The sequence below is a fragment of the Saccharopolyspora sp. NPDC000995 genome, assembly GCF_053599315.1.
In genome coordinates, this window is sequence record NZ_JBSFLZ010000147.1 from 1 (window position 1) to 16040 (window position 16040).

The following is a 16040-nucleotide window of genomic DNA, read 5'->3' on the forward strand; positions in this document are numbered from 1 at the left end:
GAGCGTCGGCCGGTGCGACTGATCAGGGACGCTTGATGCAGGACCGGTCTAAGCCGGGCGCCGACACCGTTATTCATGACACGAATGACGTCATTGCAGATCTAAATATCGAAAGCCTTGCTCGCCATCCCGTAGGCGGTCAATCATTCTAGGCTCAGTAGCCGGTTCCAGGTTCCCGGCCACGTGCCCCTTCTGAACCGACCAGAGAGGATACCTCAATTGTCCAAGACACTTTCCGATAATCTTGATCAAGGTAGTGTTTTCGAGCTTGATCCCTCTAATTTCAGGAACGCTGCGGGTGCCATCCTCGGAGAGGTAGTCCAGATACGTGAAGGTGTGCACTCGGCGGCTTGGGCTCGTGCCGGCGCATTGCTACTCAAGGCGCCAGCCGTGTTCACCATAGGCACCGGGAGGAGTGGGCTCGCCCTACAGATGGCCGCGATGCGGTTCATGCACCTCGGACTCTCCACCCACGTCGCCGGCGAGACGACTACACCGGCGATCGGCCCCCGCGACGTTCTGGTGGCGGCATCGGGCTCGGGAACTACGTCCCGGGTGGTGCGTGCAGCCCAGACCGCTCGTGACCAGGGCGCCGATGTGGTGGCGCTGACCACTGCGGCTCGCTCGCCACTAGCCAAAATCGCAACCGAGGTGCTCATTATTCCAGCTGCTGATAAGGAGGACTTCGATGGAGCCGCCTCCGCCCAGTACGCCGGAAGCCTATTCGAACAGTCCGTCCTGCTGCTCTCTGACGCGCTTTTCCACACACTGTGGAAGTCCAGCGGCTCTCAGGCCCGCGAACTGTGGCGCCTCCATGCGAATCTCGAGTAACCAGCACGCATCCGTCGACGTTTTGTAGACGCGCATGGGAGGACGGTGCAGGCGATAGCCCTGAGCTGATCGCGGGGCTCGCTTAATCGTGCCTGTTCCGTAAGCCCTCTAATCTGAGGCCACAGACAAGATGAGGAGCCCGCAATGAAGCGTCAGAGTGAGGTCGCGCAGCGAACTCGCATCGATATCCATACTCTGGAAGCGATAGCCTTGGCCGCCACCCATAGCGCGGCGGTGGCCTGCCACGCGTGGGTCGGGCGACACGACGAGAAGGCAGCCGATGCTGCGGCCACCAAGGCCATCCGCCAGGCATTGGCCGACGCCCCCGGACGAGGAACAGTTGTTATCGGGGAAGGCGAAAAAGACGAATCCCCAATGTTGTACAACGGCGAAACCCTAGGTAATGGCCACGGCCCGGATTTCGACATCGCCGTCGATCCCCTCGAGGGGACCTCGTTCTGCGCGAAAAATCTGCCCGGTGCGCTTGCAACCATCGCCTTTGCCGAGTCAGGGTCTCTATGGTCACCCGGCCCAGGGTTCTACATGGATAAGATAGTGGTCCCTCCCCAAGCGAAGGACGTTGTCGATCTCACTGACCCTCCCGAGCGCACCCTGGAGAAAGTCGCCCAGGCTCTCGGCAAGCCGGTCAGCGATCTCCGCGTCACCATCATGGATAAGCCGCGGCACAAGGAACTGATCGCGCGGGTGGTGCGGGCGGGCGCCGCCGTGCACACTCCGGCAGGAGGCGATGTCGGGGGAAGCCTCGAGGTGCTCCTGCCAACTGCCGGCGCCGACCTGCTTCTCGGAGTCGGTGGCACGCCCGAAGGAGTAATGACCGCCGCAGCGGTCCGTGCCCTAGGTGGCGGTATGCTAGGACGCCTCGCCCCTCAGCGTAACGAGGAAGCGGACGCCATCCGCGCAGCAGGCATGGACCTCGACCGCATCTACAACTGCGATGAACTCGTAAGCGGCGATGCTTTTTTCGTTGCCACCGGCATCAGTGGAGGATCGCTGCTAGGCAGGTCCCGGGTATGCGACGGCACGACACTCGCCGAATCACTCCTGATCTCCCGCGGCCAGGTGCGCCACATATTTCACACCACCTTCGACTCCATTCCCCGGACGGTCGGCGGCCGCAGCTGATTCCGCACCCGACGGCCCAGTCCGGACCGCAAACGATGCCGTAGTAAGGATGCTTGCGGTGCCCCCAGACTCTCCACAGAAGCCATCCCACCAACCAGACGCCATATGACCATCACGACCTAGGAGATTCGGTGACGTACCACCTGGACGATCTCCGCGTTCGCCACCTCGGCCAATGCCGTTTTGAGTCGCCGTTCTCCGAGATGCTCACCGCCAAGCAGACCTCTCTACAGTACGTTTCTGAGGGAGACCGTGTCCTGCTTGAGGACACCGTCTCCATGCTCGCCAAGCACGACCTTCCCCCGGTCCAGCTCCCAAGTTTCGAGGCCGCCGGGCCTCGCCGGAAAATCTACTTCGACCCCGCCCACGTCACGGCCGGTATCGTCACCTGCGGGGGGTTGTGTCCCGGTCTCAATGATGTCATCCGCAGTATCGTCGAAGAACTCACCGTGCATTACAACGTCAAGCGGATCCTGGGCTTCCGCAACGGGCTCCGGGGAATGACCACCGAACACCGCAACGACACCATCGAGCTGACGCTCGATCGCGTTCGCGATATCAATAACGTCGGCGGCACCATCCTAGGCAGCTCACGAGGCGCCCAGGACGCCGACGAAATGGTCGACAGCCTCGTCCTGCGAGGCATTAACGTCATGTTCGTCATCGGTGGCGACGGGAGTTTGCGCGCCGCGACGCGCCTGAGCGAGGTGATCACTGCGCGCGGTCTCGAGATCGCTGTCATCGGGGTACCAAAGACGATCGACAACGACCTACCCTTCACCGATCAGTCCTTCGGGTTCCAAAGCGCGTTCGCGCGGGCCACCGACTTCGTGGACTCGGTCTACGTCGAAGCTGCAGCCAGCCCGAACGGCATCGGGATTGTGAAGCTCATGGGCCGGCACTCCGGGTTCATCGCCTGCTATGCCGCCCTGGCCCGCAATGCAGCAGACATCGTCCTCATCCCCGAAGTCCCCTTCACCCTCGATGGAACAGAAGGCCTGCTAGCTCGCGTCGAGCAGCACGTGCGCTCCAAAGGCTTCGTGGTCATCGTCGTCGCCGAGGGTGCCGGCCAGGACCTCCTCAAGGAACACGGCCTGCTTGAGGACGAGGGTCGCGGCACCGACGCCTCAGGCAACGCCAGACTCGGCGATATCGGGTTACTGCTCAGGGAAAGCATCACCGCCCATCTAACTGATGTCGGCCTTACCCCCACCGTGCGCTACCTCGACCCGAGTTACGCCATCCGTAGCGTCACCGCCAACGCCTACGACAGCGTCTACTGCCTTCGTCTAGCCCATGCCGCGGTGCACGCGGCTATGGCGGGCCGTACTGAAACAGTCGTCGCGCGCTGGCGACGGCGTTTTGTGCACGTCCCCATGCGACTGATCACCAGCTATCGCAATCAGGTCGACCCCGACGGTGACCTGTGGATGTCTGTGCTCGAGGCCACCGGCCAACCCACTGATTTCGGCTCAGTTGACCATTCATTCCGGCGCAAGGGCTGGGAATGTCCCATCGATCGGCCAACAGTCGTAAACCGTACGTCAGAGGAGCACCGATTCGCATGATGGGTAAGATCGCCACAACATCCCTCGATACCGAGCCTCTCATCACGCGGTACCGCGGACTGATCTGCGACCTCGACGGTGTGGTTTACCGCGGCGCCACGGCCGTCCCCAATGCGGTCAAGACCTTGAACCGGGTGACTGCGGGCGGCGTACCGGTCGTTTTCGCGACCAACAACGCGTCCCGCTCGCCGGAGAACGTGGGCGACCACCTCCGCGAGCTCGGCGTCGCACAGCAGGGCTGGTCGGTGGTCACCAGCTCCCAGGCCGCCGCGGCGCACCTGTCGGAGCGTTTGGACCGAGGAACTCCCGTGTGTGCGGTGGGAGGGCCCGGCGTCGCTCAGGCGCTCGCCGAAGCCGGGCTGACCCCAGTCCGCGTCAATGAATTGGACGGCACGCAGGTCGGGGCAGTAGTCCAGGGATTGGGAGCCGACGTCACCTGGGGTGAGCTTGCGGCGGTCGGATTTCTCGTCCAAGGCGGAGCCACATGGGTGGCCACGAATCTCGACCCCATGTTGCCTACGGCACACGGGCCAGCCCCTGGCAACGGCGCGTTAGTCGCGGCGGTGCAGACGGTGACCAGCACAACCCCGCACGTGGTCGGCAAGCCGCGGGCGGCCCTGTTCGACCTGGCGCGCTCCCGGCTCGGCACCGATCAGCCGGATACCCTCGTGTGCGGAGACAGGCTGGACACCGACATCGCGGGCGCCAACTCGGCCGGGCTCGACTCGCTGTTCGTCCTGAGTGGAGCCTCCCGTCTCCGGGATCTGGCCTTCGCTGCGCCGTCAGCGCGCCCGACTTATGTCGCCTCCGATCTGACCGGACTGCTCGCGCCCGGACTACCCCTGCACTCCGCAGTGTCCGACCGCCTCGTGGAACTCACGTCCGACGCGGTCCGCATGCGGATTGATGGCGACAACGGCAAGCCGCTGCATTCCCTAATCGCCACGGTGTGGGCCGCGCTCGACGACCGTTGCGCAGTCCCCGACGACGCAGACACGTGGGAATGGATCGAACGACAGCTCGGACTCGTCCGCCCGGGACGAGCCGCGCAATAAACCGCATCACTCCCAGCGGACGCGCCGAGGTATAGGGCCAAGACTGCGCCGGCACAGGACATCTGAACGCACCTACGAGCACACGTGGAGGTCTCATGAGTCGATCAACGGTGAATCTGCCGGAGTTGGTCCAGTCCGTTGTGGACGCCCACAGAGACGAACGTGGTCCACTCCTGGTGGTCCTGCAGGAGCTCCAGGAACGCCTAGGTCGACTCGACCCCGAGGTGGTCCCGCTAGTGGCGGCCGAGTTGAACCTGTCCCGGGCCGACGTGCATGGCGTCGTCGCGTTCTACCGGGACTTCCATTCGGATCCGCACGGCAGGGCGGTGCTCCGGATCTGCCGTGCGGAGGCCTGCAAGTCCGTGGGCGCCGAGGACCTCGTGGCCCAGGTGGAGACGACCCTCGGCGTCAAAACGGGCGAGACCACGCCCGACGGGGCGGTGACGCTGGACCAGGTGTTCTGCCTGGGCAACTGCGCCCTCGGGCCGGCCGCGCAGGTCAACGGCCGGCTGTACGGACGGCTCACCCCTGATCGAGTGCTCGACGTCATGCGGAGGGCTGCCTCGTGATCACCGTCTACGTTCCCCGTGACTCGGCGGCCAAGTCGGTCGGCGCCGACGACGTGGCGGCGGCCCTGGAACGCGCGGCCGCGGCTGCCGGCGTCGCGATCGGGCTCGTGCGCACCGGTACCCGCGGCATGCTCTGGCTGGAGCCGCTGGTCGAAGTCGCGACCGAACGCGGCCGGGTCGGCTACGGACCCGTCCACGCCGACGACGTCGGCGATCTGGTGGCGGCCGGAATGCTGGAGGGCGCAGCCCACGACCTCTGCCTCGGGCTGGTCGAGGAACTGCCCTGGATGCGGGACCAGCAGCGGCTGTGCCTGGCTCGCGTTGGGGTCACCGATCCGCTGTCCACCGACGACTACGTCGGGCACGGAGGACTCACCGGTCTGCGACGAGCGCTCGAACTCGACCCGGCCGAGGTGGTCGCCGAGGTCACCGAGTCAGGTCTGCGCGGACGCGGTGGCGCGGGATTTCCCGCTGGAATCAAGTGGAATACGGTCGCCAAGACCGAAGGAGAGCTGAAGTTCGTCTGCTGCAACGCTGACGAGGGCGACAGCGGCACCTTCGCTGACCGGATGGTGATGGAGGGCGACCCGTTCTGCCTGCTCGAAGGCATGACGATCGCGGCATACGCCGTCGGGGCGCGGGAGGGCTACATCTACCTGCGTTCGGAGTACCCGGACGCCGCCGCAGTCACCCGGGAGGCGATCGAGATCGCCCGAGCCGAGGGTTGGCTCGGGGAGAACGTCCTGGGGTCCGGGTTCAGCTTCGACATCCACCTCCGGACCGGCGGCGGCGCCTACATCTGCGGCGAAGAGACCTCCATGCTGGATAGCCTGGAGGGCAAGCGCGGCATGGTGCGCCCCAAGCCGCCGATCCCGGCCATCACCGGGCTCTTCGGCAAGCCGACCGTGGTGAGCAACGTGCTGACCCTGGTCAGCGTGCCGGCGATCCTGGCGGAGGGCGGCAAGGCCTACGCCGAGCTGGGTGTGGAACGCTCGCGCGGCACCCAGGTGTTCCAGCTGGTCGGCAACATCGCCCGGGGCGGGGCCTTCGAGGCCGCCTTCGGCATCTCGCTGGCCGATCTGGTCAATGAGTACGGCGGCGGAACCCGTTCAGGCAGACCTGTGCGCGCCGTGCAGGTGGGCGGGCCTCTGGGGCCTTACCTCCCGGGCACGCAACTCGACCTCCCGACGGCCTACGAAGCCTTCGACGCGGCCGACGCGATGTTGGGGCACGGCGGCATCGTGGTCTTCGACGACACGGTCGACATGGCCGCGATGGCGCGGTTCGCCATGGAGTTCTGCGCCGAGGAGTCCTGCGGCAAGTGCACTCCCTGCAGGGTCGGGTCGGTGCGCGGGGTCGAGACCATCGACAAGATCGTCGCCGGTAAGGACCCCGACGGCAACCTCGGACTCCTGAACGACCTCTGCGATCTGATGACCGGGGGGTCGCTGTGCGCGATGGGAGGACTGACGCCCAACCCTGTGAGGAGCGCGCTGCTGCACTTTCCCGAGGACTTCACCAAGCAACGCGTTGAGCGCCAAGAGGAGGAACGATGACGCTGTTCAAGGAACCTGATCTCGGTACTCCCGCTCCGCCGGACGGAGGCCCGGCGGTCACGGTGGAGGTCGACGGGCTACCGGTGACCGTGCCGGAGGGAACGTCTGTGATGCGTGCCGCCGCGCTGGCGGGCGTTGACATTCCGAAGCTGTGCGCGACCGACAGCCTCGACGCGTTCGGCTCCTGCAGGTTGTGCCTGGTGGAGATCGACGGGCGCCGGGGTACGCCGGCCTCGTGCACCACGCCGGTGGCCGCCGGAATGCAGGTGCGCACCCAAACCACGAAGCTGGAGAAGCTGCGCCAGGGCGTGATGGAGCTCTACATCTCTGACCACCCGCTGGACTGCCTGACCTGTCCGGCCAACGGTGACTGCGAGCTGCAGGACATGGCCGGCGTGGTCGGGCTGAGGCAGGTGCGCTACGGCTACGAGGGCGCGAACCACCTGGATCTGGAGATCGACCACAGCAACCCCTACTTCGACTTCGATCCCTCGAAGTGCATCGCCTGTTCTCGGTGCGTGCGCGCGTGCGCCGAGGTTCAGGGAACGTTCGCGCTCACCATCGAAGGACGCGGTTTCGAGTCCAAGGTGTCCGCCGGGGCCGGTGAGTTGTTTGCGGACTCCGAATGCGTGTCCTGCGGCGCGTGCGTGCAGGCCTGCCCAACGTCGTCGCTGCAAGAGAAATCGGTGGTCAATCTGGGGATCCCGACCCGCACGGTGAAGACCACGTGTGCGTATTGCGGCGTGGGTTGCTCGTTCAAGGCGGAGTTGCGCGGTGACGAGCTGGTCCGGATGGTTCCGGACAAGGCCGGCGGCGCCAACGAGGGGCACGCCTGCGTCAAGGGGCGGTTCGCCTTCGGTTACGCGACGCACCCCGACCGGGTGCTGAACCCCATGCTCCGCGAAAAGATCACCGACGAGTGGCGCGAGGTCGACTGGGACACCGCGATCACCTATGTCGCCGAGAAGATGCGCGGCATCCAGTCCAGGTACGGCGCGGGCGCGATCGGCGCCATCACCTCCTCGCGCTGCACCAACGAAGACGTCTTCGTCGTGCAGAAGATGGTCCGCGCGGCGTTCGGCAACAACAACGTCGACACCTGCGCACGGGTGTGCCACTCCCCGACGGGATACGGGCTGAAGCAGACCTTCGGTGAATCCGCCGGCACCCAGGACTTCCGTTCGGTCGCCAAGTCCGACGTGATCGTGGTGATCGGCGCGAACCCCACCGACGGGCACCCGGTGTTCGCCTCACGGATGAAGCGACGGTTGCGCGAAGGCGCCAAGCTGGTGGTCATCGACCCACGCCGCATCGACCTGGTGCGCTCCCCGCACATCGTGGCGGAGTACCACCTGCCTGTCGCCCCCGGCACCAACGTCGCCCTAGTCAACGCGTTGGCCCATGTCGTGGTCACCGAAAGTCTAGTAGACCACGAGTTCGTGGACGCACGCTGCGAGGACTTCGAAGAGTGGGCGGAGTTCATCGCCCGGCCGGAGAACAGTCCGGAGGCCACCGAGGAGATCACCGGCGTCCCTGCGCAAGACGTGCGCGCCGTCGCCCGGATGTACGCCACGGGAGGCAACGCGGCGATCTACTACGGGCTGGGCGTTACCGAGCACAGCCAGGGATCGACGATGGTGATGGGCATGGCGAACCTCGCCATGGCCACCGGCAACATCGGCCGAGAAGGTGTCGGCGTGAACCCGCTGCGAGGGCAGAACAACGTGCAGGGCTCCTGCGACATGGGGTCGTTCCCGCACGAGCTGCCCGGATACCGGCACGTCTCCGACGACGCCGTGCGGGAGGTGTTCGAGAACCTGTGGCAGCGGCCGCTGGTCTCGCAGCCTGGTCTGCGCATCCCGAACATGTTCGATTCCGCCCTCGACGGGTCCTTCCGCGGGCTCTACGTCCAGGGGGAGGACATCGCGCAGTCCGACCCCAACATCAGTCACGTCGAAGCGGCGTTGAAGTCCCTGGATCTGCTCGTGGTGCAGGATCTGTTCATCAACGAGACGGCGAAGCTGGCCCATGTGTTCCTGCCCGGCACGTCGTTCCTGGAGAAGGACGGCACGTTCACCAACGCCGAGCGGCGGATCAACCGGGTCCGGCCGGTGATGGCCCCCGTGACGGGCAAGCACGAGTGGCAGGTCCCGTGCGAGATCTCCCAGGCCATGGGATACGACATGTCCTACGACAGTCCGCGCAAGATCATGGAGGAGATCGCCGCACTCACGCCGACGTTCGCGGGGGTTTCGTTCGAGAAGCTCGACAAGCTCGGCAGCGTGCAGTGGCCCTGCACCGCCGAGGCTCCCGAGGGAACGCCGGTCATGCACGTCGACGAGTTCGTTCGTGGTAAGGGGAAGTTCGTCAGCACGACGTTCGTGCCGACGAAGGAGCGCGCCACGCGCAAGTTCCCGCTGATCCTTACCACTGGCCGGATCCTGAGCCAGTACAACGTGGGTGCTCAGACGCGGCGCACGCCCAACGTTTTCTGGCACAAGGAGGATGTGTTGGAGATCCACTCCCATGATGCCGAGGTGCGTGGTATCCGCGACGGCGACGAGGTGGAGATCACCAGCAGGACCGGGGAAACCGTGCTGCGCGCGGTGATCTCGGACCGGATGCCGGTCGGGGTCGTCTACACCACGTTCCATTATCCGCTCACCGGCGCGAACGTGGTCACCACCGACAATTCCGACTGGGCGACCAACTGTCCTGAGTACAAGGTAACCGCAGTCCAGGTCACGCTCAGGTCGCGTACGGCCGGCGGCGTGTCGTCAGACGAAACCGCCCGTGCTGCGGTGTCAGGTGAAGGAGTTGAGCGGTGAGCACTTCACCAGTGATGAAGATGGCCGACGACATCGCGGCGCAGTTCCGTCACTATCCGCCCCGCGCGGCTGCTGCCTCGATCGCCAACCACATACGCCAGTTCTGGGAGCCGCGGATGCGTTCGCAGCTGGCGGCCAAGGTGGCAGAGGACGGCGCGGACTGCGATCCGAACGTCGTCGCGGCGGTCAAGCTGCTCGGTGGTCGCTGAGGGGCAGGACGACGTCAGCCCGTACGACGCATGATCCCTCAGCGCCGTCTTGGCGGCCAGCCCTGTCTTCTCGTCGTGGTGGCCCATCCCGACGACGCCGAGATCGGCATGGCCATGCGGATGCGCTGGTATGCACTCAACGACGCGCGGGTCCGGGTGCACTGCCTGACCACCGGCACCCCGACTGGAGACGGCACCCGGCCCCTGGAGCGCGGTGTGGGCGTCAAGAAGGGCGCGGGCCCGGCCGTAGGACAGCCGCGCCAGCTCGGTGTCCGGGCAGGTTTCGCGGGGGCCGAGGACCTTGCCGGGGCCGGGGCGGCGCCTGGTGAGGAACGCCGGGGCAGAAGGCGAGCGGTGCCGGCGTCCCAGTAGACGGTTTCCAGCACGACGTCCTCGCGGGCCTGGCCCCGGCGACGGGGCATCGCTCGCGCCCTTGGCCCTCACTCCGGCTCGGCGTCCGGCAAGGTCGAGATCCTCGATGTTGAGCCCGAGGATCTCGTCGGCGCGGGCGGCGGTTTCGTCGAGCATCCGGTAGAGCGTCTTCTCGCGGAGCGCGACCTCGCGACGGCACCAGCCGATTGACGCCAGCCGGGACCGCACCGGCGTCTCGGAATCCGGCGTCGCGAGCCGCTTGGTCCACCCCGGCACAGCCGGGGCCTCATGGCCGCGATCACGACACCAGGACAACCACGAACCCACCGCAGCACGGCGAGCGTTCCAAGTCCCCACCGCAGCACGGCGAGCGTTCCAAGTCCCCACCGCAGCCCGGCCCGACAGCCGCTCCAGGGCCTCGCCGACCTCGCTGCGAGCGGGCGGTGCTCGCCGAGCCGGTCGACGGTCGTGCCGATCGCGGTGGTGTAGCCGCGGATCGTGTTCGGCTCTCAACGTCGATCGGTGGGACCGACCTCACGAACTATCGGTCGTCACACGCGTGAGGTGCGCGAGGAGGATGTTGCGGGCGCGCTCAAGGTGCTGGCGACCACGTGCGCCCGCCGTGTCCGCATCCGATGCGCGAAGCGCCTCGAGAATGCTTCGATGCTCCTGCTCGATCGCGAACGGGTCCAGCAGGTGGTTGCTCTGCACCTGGGCAAGGCAGAGCCTCATCTGATTGATGAGCTTGTCGTGCGTCGAGCTCAGCCCGGGGCTTCCAAGCAGATCGACCAGCTCCCGGTGGAACCGGACATCCGCGTCGACGAGTTCGACCACGTCCCCGCTCGTTGCTGCGGCATGAAGGCGAGTGATCTCACGCTCCGCCTTGTCGTAGTCGTGCGCCGTCTCGGCGAGCATCCGGTAGGCGCCGGTCTCGATCACGGCACGAGACAGGTACATGTCGACAATCGCTTCGGGCCGGAACGTCAGGACGCGCGCGGCGCGGTGCGCGGAACGCTCCAGAAGCCCCTCGCCAATGAGCCTCTCCACCGCGACGCGAGCGCTTGGACGGGAGACCCGGAACTGCTGAGCGACGGCGGCCTCGGCCACCCGGTCGCCCGGGCGGATCTGCTGCGTCAGGATCCGTTCGCGCAGCGCAGCGGTCAGCGAGTCCGCGACAGAGACCACATCGAGCTCGGAAAATTCCTCCATCCCTTCACACTAGACGACCACACACTTGCGCAATACATGCATTCATGTAATACAGTTCCCTGGCCGTCAGAGGGGAGCCGGAATGCGCATCGTGGTCGCAATGGACAAGTTCAAGGGCACGGTCACCGCGTTTGAGGCGTGCGCCGCTGTCGCGCGGGGCCTGCACCGGGCGCGCCCGGACATCGAGGTCGTGGAACTGCCGATGGCGGACGGAGGCGACGGGACGCTCGATGTGTTGCTCCACCATGGATACGACCAGTACTTGATCCCGCTTCTCGGCGCGCACGGAGTGCCGAGGAGCGCTCGCGTGGCCCGCCAAGGAAGGACCACTCTCATCGAGGTCGCGGAGATCTGCGGGCTCGGCGCGACCGAGCCCACCGCAGAGATGGCAGAACACGCAGACAGCACTGGTGTCGGCGAAGCGATCGTGGACGCCCTCGACGTCGGTGCATCCGAGATCGAAGTCGCGCTGGGCGGCAGCGCCACCAGCGACGGCGGCGCCGGTATGCTCCGCGGGCTCGGTGCACGGTTCCTCGATGCCCAGGGACGACCGCTCGCCGCAGGCGGCAGTGCGCTGACAGGGCTCGCGCGCATCGACTGGTCCGGACTCGATCCACGCCTCACGACCATTCGGCTCGTCGGGCTCCGCGATGTCGACTCCCCCGTGCTGGGGCCGGTCGGTGCAGCGCGACGGTTCGGCCCCCAGAAGGGCGCCGACAGCGAGGCCGTCGACCGGCTGGAGACCGGACTTGCGCAGTTCGCCTCCGTCGTCGCCCACATGCCCCCGCCGACGGGATTCGTCGCCCCCGACACCCCTGGCAGCGGTGCCGCCGGGGGCCTCGGCTGGGCGATCCTGCTGCTCGGCGGTTCGTTGACCAGCGGAGGCGACCGTATCGCGGGGGCGCTCGGGCTTGACGAGATGATCGCCAGCTCCGACGCTGTCATCACTGGGGAGGGCCGTCTGGATGAGCAAACACTCATGGGGAAATCTCCGGCCGTCGTCATCTATGCGGCACGCCGCCACGCCCGTCCTGTCGCCGCCGTGGCGGGGCAAAACCGACTTGGCGAGGACCCCTCCCGATTCGGCCTAGCCGAAGTGCTCTCCCTCGAATGCCTCGCCAGCGGCACAGCCCGTGATCCGGCGCTCACCGTCACGACACTCGAGCGAGCCGGCGCCATGATCGCCGAATGCATGGTCCGCCGCATATCCGCCTCCGCCTCCATGGTGACTGTTCCCTCCTCAACGAAAGGACAATGATGTCGTTCACCGAACTCCGTCGGGCTTTCAGAGGCCCCGAGGCATCGATCGACGATCAGATCGAGAGCTATTCGACCGCGCGCGTTCCCTCGTCGCAGCGATGGCCGATCCCTGCGATCAGCCTTGTGTTACTCGGCAACGCCACGGCGATGTTCTTCTTCTCCTTCGGCGCACAGCAGCTGTTCGCCGTCGGGTGGCCGCTGATGCTGCTGCCGATCAGCTATTTCTTCATCGGGGCACTCGTCATCGGTGCCCTGACCATGCGGATGGCCAGCCGCGAGGGCTTGTCACAGGGGCTGCTGTCCCGTGGGCTGGGATTCGGCGCACGAGGCGCTGCGGTGACCTCGTTCATCTACGCGATCAACTTCGTCTTCTACTTCCTATTCGAAGGGACGATCGTCTCCCATGCGATCGCTTACTCGCTCGGGATCGACATCACCTCGATCGCGGGCATCGCGATCTTCGCCGTGGTGGGCCTCGTCACGATCGCACTGGTCTGGCGGGGTATGCACGCCATGTCCGTGCTGCAGAGCTGGGGGTTCCCGATCTTCGTCGTGCTGCTGATCTGGGCGATCGTAGCGATGGCCGACCAGCCCGGCGCCGGCGCCTTCGAGTGGGGACCCGTCGGAGTCGGAGGCGGGGCTGGTCTCGCCGCCGCGATGAGCCTCGCCAACGGCCAGATGATCTTCCAAGGACTCATGGCAACCGACTATGGGCGCTTCGCCGCGCAGAAGATCCGATACCGCGGCACGGCCACAATCATGCTCCTCGAGCTCATCCCCATGTTTGCCGTGATCGGTCTGGGCGCGTACTTCGGGGCGGGACTCATCGGCCAGTTCGGCACAGAGAAGGCACAGGATCCCGGGTTCGTTTTCGTACACCTGATGGGGATCGCAGGTGTTGTATTCGTCGTCATCACGCAGATCCGCATCAACGTGATGAATCTGTACGGCGGATCGATCACGCTCGCAGCAGGGTTCGACGTGGTCGCCCACTTCCGGCCCGGTCGTCCCTGGTGGATGTTCGGGGTGTGGGTGTTCGGCGTAGTGTTCTATGCGACCAACGTAATTAACCACCTCAGTACGTTCCTGGCGATCACCGGCGTCCTGACAAACACCTGGGTACTCGTGATCCTCGCCGACTACTTCATCTGCCGTCGTCTGCTCAAACTCGGCCGCTCACACGACATCGAGTTCGCAGAAGACAAGGTGCGGGCGTGGAATCCCTGCGGCCTAATCTCCCTGGCCTCCGCCGTGGCTGTCGGCGCAGCCGGAATCCTTGGGCTATATCCGATTGAGTTTGCGTCGTTCGTCGCGATGATTGTGGGACCCATCCTGCACGTGGTCCTCACCGTCACCACGAAGGGACGCTTCTACCTCCCAAAGCAGGACGGCGTGATCGAGGCGGAGGTCGCACGATGAACGCACCGCTCGAGAAATCGTGGTCGCCTTCCTGGAGTTGCGACACGCTCGTGTCGCTCCCTGCCGGCTCTGCCACCGGGACGACGATCTTCGGGAAAAACAGCGACCGGCCCGCTGGTGAGGCGCAGCCGTTGAGACAGCGCCCTGCACGCCCCTCGAATGGCAGCGTAACGCTGTCGCAGGTCCAAATCGAAGACGCTCCCGCATACGCGCACATCGGATCCTCGCCCTTCTGGTGCTGGGGATACGAATCCGGCGTGAACCAGCACCGTGTGGCGATCGGCAACGAGGCTCTGTTCACCAGGTCCCTCCGCGCACACGTCGAAGCAGCCAGAGGCGGCGCGAATCCCCCAGTCGGGATCCTGGGGATGGAACTGGTCCGTCTCGGCCTCGAACGAGCGGCGACGGCGGCGGAGGCGGTCGATGTCATCACCGGCTTGCTCGAGCGTCACGGGCAATGGGGGTCCGGGAAGTTTGGAGAAGAAGCCGTCACGGGCGCCTACGAGAACTCGTTCCTGATCGCGGACCCCCAAGAGGCGTGGATCATCGAGACCCTGGGCCGGGAGTGGGCCGCGCGTCGTGCGGACGCGGTGGACAGCATCAGCAACGAGCCCTCTATTCGCACCGCATTCGACCGCAGCAGCGACGGACTGCTCGACAAGGCTCGGGAACTGGGCTGGCGCGGTGAGACGACGCTCGACTTCGCCGCTGCGGTCGCCGATCCGAGCGTGCCACTCCAGGTCTCCCGCATCCGGCGCGCCCGCTCCGCGGAGTTGCTCTGGCGCGGGCGCTCGGATGGTGGAGTCGACCTGGCCTGGGTGCGAAGGATCCTGCGCGATCACCTGGAGGATTCCTTCCTCGGTGGCCCGTACTTCGACGCGGGGACACCGGACTTCCACACTCTGTGCATGCACGAGCATCCGTCCGGCTTCACCTGGGGGAACACGGCGTCGTCGCTGATCGCGGAGCTGCCGACGGACCCGGATGAGCTGGACGTGATCTGGTGGTCTGCCGCCACTCCCTGCACTACGATCTATCTGCCGGTCTTCCCCTCCGCTCAGCTGCCGAGCGACTTAACGACACCGCACGAGCTGCCCCTCACATCGCCGGACCGCTACGTGCAGGAGGGTTTCGACGAGCGTTCGTTCTGGTGGCGCACCCAGCAGGCACTTGATACGGCGCGGCGCTCCGGACGCTTCCCAGAGGTGCAGCAGTCGCTCCGTGAGCACCTGGACCCCATCGAGCAGGACCTCGAGGCACAGGTCGACGAGCTCAGGAGCGCATGGCGATCCGACCCGGTTGCCGCCACCGCGCGTGCCGGGCAGATCACGCAAGAGGGCCTTCGCCGGGTGGACTCCGCGACGACGCAGGCGTTTGAGCGTCTCGGACTGGAGAGATCCGCCGACCCGCGCTGGGCGTGAGCCGCCCGGCCCGGACAGCGAGTGCTCGCTGCGCCTCACGCGGGCCGATCAGTGTGGGTCCCGTCGCTGATCAAACAAACCGTCGGATCGACGTATCGCGTGACCTGGCGCAGGCTCTGCCCGCTCTTGTCAGGCCGGGCGAGGTCGGCGGCATCACGGCTGGCGTCGGAGGAGTAGGCGTCGTAGGCCCCGATGCGCGAAGTAGGCGGGTGTCGACTTCGCGAGGAATTGTCAATGCCTGTGGATCAAGATTGTTTAGGCGGCGGTGGGGTGGGGCGTGATCGCCGGGGCGTTCGACGAGTTTGCCGGGCTCGAAGCGTGCTCCGGCGCGCACCAGCGCAACGAGTTCGGGTGTGTTGACCGCGCGCCAGCGGGCCTGGGCTGACTCGATCAGCTTGAACGCCATCGCCAGCCCAGCCGCCCGCGAGCCCGGCCCCTTGGTGACCTTGGTTGTCGCCTGCCAGGTTGATGGGACCGCCCTGAGCGGATTTCTGCCAAGGGGTTGGGTTCTGTCCCTCATTGCGTGATCAAGCGGTTTGATTGTGGGCTGGTCGTCTGTGATCACGAGCGGAGTGCGGTGATCATGGTCTTGACGTGTTG

Annotated in this window: 13 protein-coding genes and 1 pseudogene; 12 read left to right on the forward strand and 2 right to left on the reverse strand. The window is 66.0% G+C overall.

Features of this window, described 5'->3' with window-relative positions:
* Window positions 1-219 precede the first annotated feature (219 nt).
* The 9 genes from hxlB (at window position 220) to ACWDKQ_RS31270 (ending at window position 10131) form a co-directional block, all read left to right on the forward strand.
* A complete protein-coding gene (hxlB, locus tag ACWDKQ_RS31230) occupies window positions 220-831 on the forward strand; it encodes a 6-phospho-3-hexuloisomerase (protein ID WP_450142357.1) in 612 nt (203 codons plus the stop codon).
* 144 nt (window positions 832-975) lie between these two features.
* Window positions 976-1974, forward strand: coding sequence for a class II fructose-bisphosphatase (glpX, locus tag ACWDKQ_RS31235; RefSeq protein ID WP_450142358.1), 999 nt, complete (start codon window positions 976-978; stop codon window positions 1972-1974).
* Between the two features lie 131 nt (window positions 1975-2105).
* Window positions 2106-3542: an ATP-dependent 6-phosphofructokinase gene (locus ACWDKQ_RS31240; RefSeq protein ID WP_450142359.1), complete on the forward strand. Its 1437-nt coding sequence runs from the start codon at window positions 2106-2108 to the stop codon at window positions 3540-3542.
* Complete coding sequence (locus ACWDKQ_RS31245; RefSeq protein WP_450142360.1) at window positions 3539-4597, forward strand: HAD-IIA family hydrolase; 1059 nt, start codon at window positions 3539-3541, stop codon at window positions 4595-4597. Before ACWDKQ_RS31240 ends, ACWDKQ_RS31245 begins: the two co-directional genes overlap by 4 nt.
* A gap of 95 nt (window positions 4598-4692) precedes the next feature.
* The gene (locus tag ACWDKQ_RS31250) at window positions 4693-5166 is read left to right on the forward strand and encodes an NADH-quinone oxidoreductase subunit NuoE family protein (RefSeq protein WP_450142361.1); all 474 of its coding nucleotides are present in this window, start codon (window positions 4693-4695) and stop codon (window positions 5164-5166) included.
* Window positions 5163-6722 (forward strand): formate dehydrogenase beta subunit, encoded by a 1560-nt coding sequence (locus tag ACWDKQ_RS31255; protein ID WP_450142362.1) that lies wholly within the window; start codon window positions 5163-5165, stop codon window positions 6720-6722. The genes ACWDKQ_RS31250 and ACWDKQ_RS31255 overlap by 4 nt, the downstream gene beginning before the upstream one ends.
* The gene (gene fdhF / locus ACWDKQ_RS31260) at window positions 6719-9550 is read left to right on the forward strand and encodes a formate dehydrogenase subunit alpha (protein WP_450142363.1); all 2832 of its coding nucleotides are present in this window, start codon (window positions 6719-6721) and stop codon (window positions 9548-9550) included. The genes ACWDKQ_RS31255 and fdhF overlap by 4 nt, the downstream gene beginning before the upstream one ends.
* A complete protein-coding gene (locus tag ACWDKQ_RS31265) occupies window positions 9547-9759 on the forward strand; it encodes a formate dehydrogenase subunit delta (protein ID WP_450142364.1) in 213 nt (70 codons plus the stop codon). Before fdhF ends, ACWDKQ_RS31265 begins: the two co-directional genes overlap by 4 nt.
* 30 nt (window positions 9760-9789) lie before the next feature.
* Entirely contained in the window at window positions 9790-10131 is a 342-nt protein-coding gene (locus tag ACWDKQ_RS31270) for a PIG-L family deacetylase (RefSeq protein WP_450142365.1), read from the forward strand.
* Window positions 10132-10665: 534 nt separating this feature from the next.
* Here the strand turns inward: ACWDKQ_RS31270 and ACWDKQ_RS31275 are convergent.
* On the reverse strand, window positions 10666-11340 hold the full coding sequence (locus tag ACWDKQ_RS31275) for a GntR family transcriptional regulator (RefSeq protein WP_450142366.1): 675 nt from the start codon (window positions 11338-11340) through the stop codon (window positions 10666-10668).
* Between the two features lie 82 nt (window positions 11341-11422).
* On the opposite strand from ACWDKQ_RS31275, the gene ACWDKQ_RS31280 reads away from it, so the two are divergent.
* From ACWDKQ_RS31280 to ACWDKQ_RS31290, 3 genes are all read left to right on the forward strand, one after another.
* Window positions 11423-12598, forward strand: coding sequence for a glycerate kinase (locus tag ACWDKQ_RS31280; protein ID WP_450142367.1), 1176 nt, complete (start codon window positions 11423-11425; stop codon window positions 12596-12598).
* On the forward strand, window positions 12598-14019 hold the full coding sequence (locus ACWDKQ_RS31285; RefSeq protein WP_450142368.1) for a purine-cytosine permease family protein: 1422 nt from the start codon (window positions 12598-12600) through the stop codon (window positions 14017-14019). The genes ACWDKQ_RS31280 and ACWDKQ_RS31285 overlap by 1 nt, the downstream gene beginning before the upstream one ends.
* Before the next feature lie 257 nt (window positions 14020-14276).
* The gene (locus ACWDKQ_RS31290) at window positions 14277-15440 is read left to right on the forward strand and encodes a C69 family dipeptidase (RefSeq protein WP_450142369.1); all 1164 of its coding nucleotides are present in this window, start codon (window positions 14277-14279) and stop codon (window positions 15438-15440) included.
* A gap of 271 nt (window positions 15441-15711) precedes the next feature.
* Here the strand turns inward: ACWDKQ_RS31290 and ACWDKQ_RS31295 are convergent.
* Window positions 15712-16040: pseudogene (locus ACWDKQ_RS31295) on the reverse strand (hypothetical protein); the annotation flags it as partial.

Bases quoted from the DNA above. Each gene is read 5' to 3' on its own strand.
- glpX (WP_450142358.1), top strand. From the start codon at position 976: ATGAAGCGTCAGAGTGAGGTCGCGCAGCGAACTCGCATCGATATCCAT.
- ACWDKQ_RS31245 (WP_450142360.1), top strand. From the start codon at position 3,539: ATGATGGGTAAGATCGCCACAACATCCCTCGATACCGAGCCTCTCATC.
- ACWDKQ_RS31250 (WP_450142361.1), top strand. From the start codon at position 4,693: ATGAGTCGATCAACGGTGAATCTGCCGGAGTTGGTCCAGTCCGTTGTG.
- fdhF (WP_450142363.1), top strand. From the start codon at position 6,719: ATGACGCTGTTCAAGGAACCTGATCTCGGTACTCCCGCTCCGCCGGAC.
- ACWDKQ_RS31270 (WP_450142365.1), top strand. From the start codon at position 9,790: ATGATCCCTCAGCGCCGTCTTGGCGGCCAGCCCTGTCTTCTCGTCGTG.
- ACWDKQ_RS31275 (WP_450142366.1), bottom strand. From the start codon at position 11,340: ATGGAGGAATTTTCCGAGCTCGATGTGGTCTCTGTCGCGGACTCGCTG.
- ACWDKQ_RS31280 (WP_450142367.1), top strand. From the start codon at position 11,423: ATGCGCATCGTGGTCGCAATGGACAAGTTCAAGGGCACGGTCACCGCG.
- ACWDKQ_RS31285 (WP_450142368.1), top strand. From the start codon at position 12,598: ATGTCGTTCACCGAACTCCGTCGGGCTTTCAGAGGCCCCGAGGCATCG.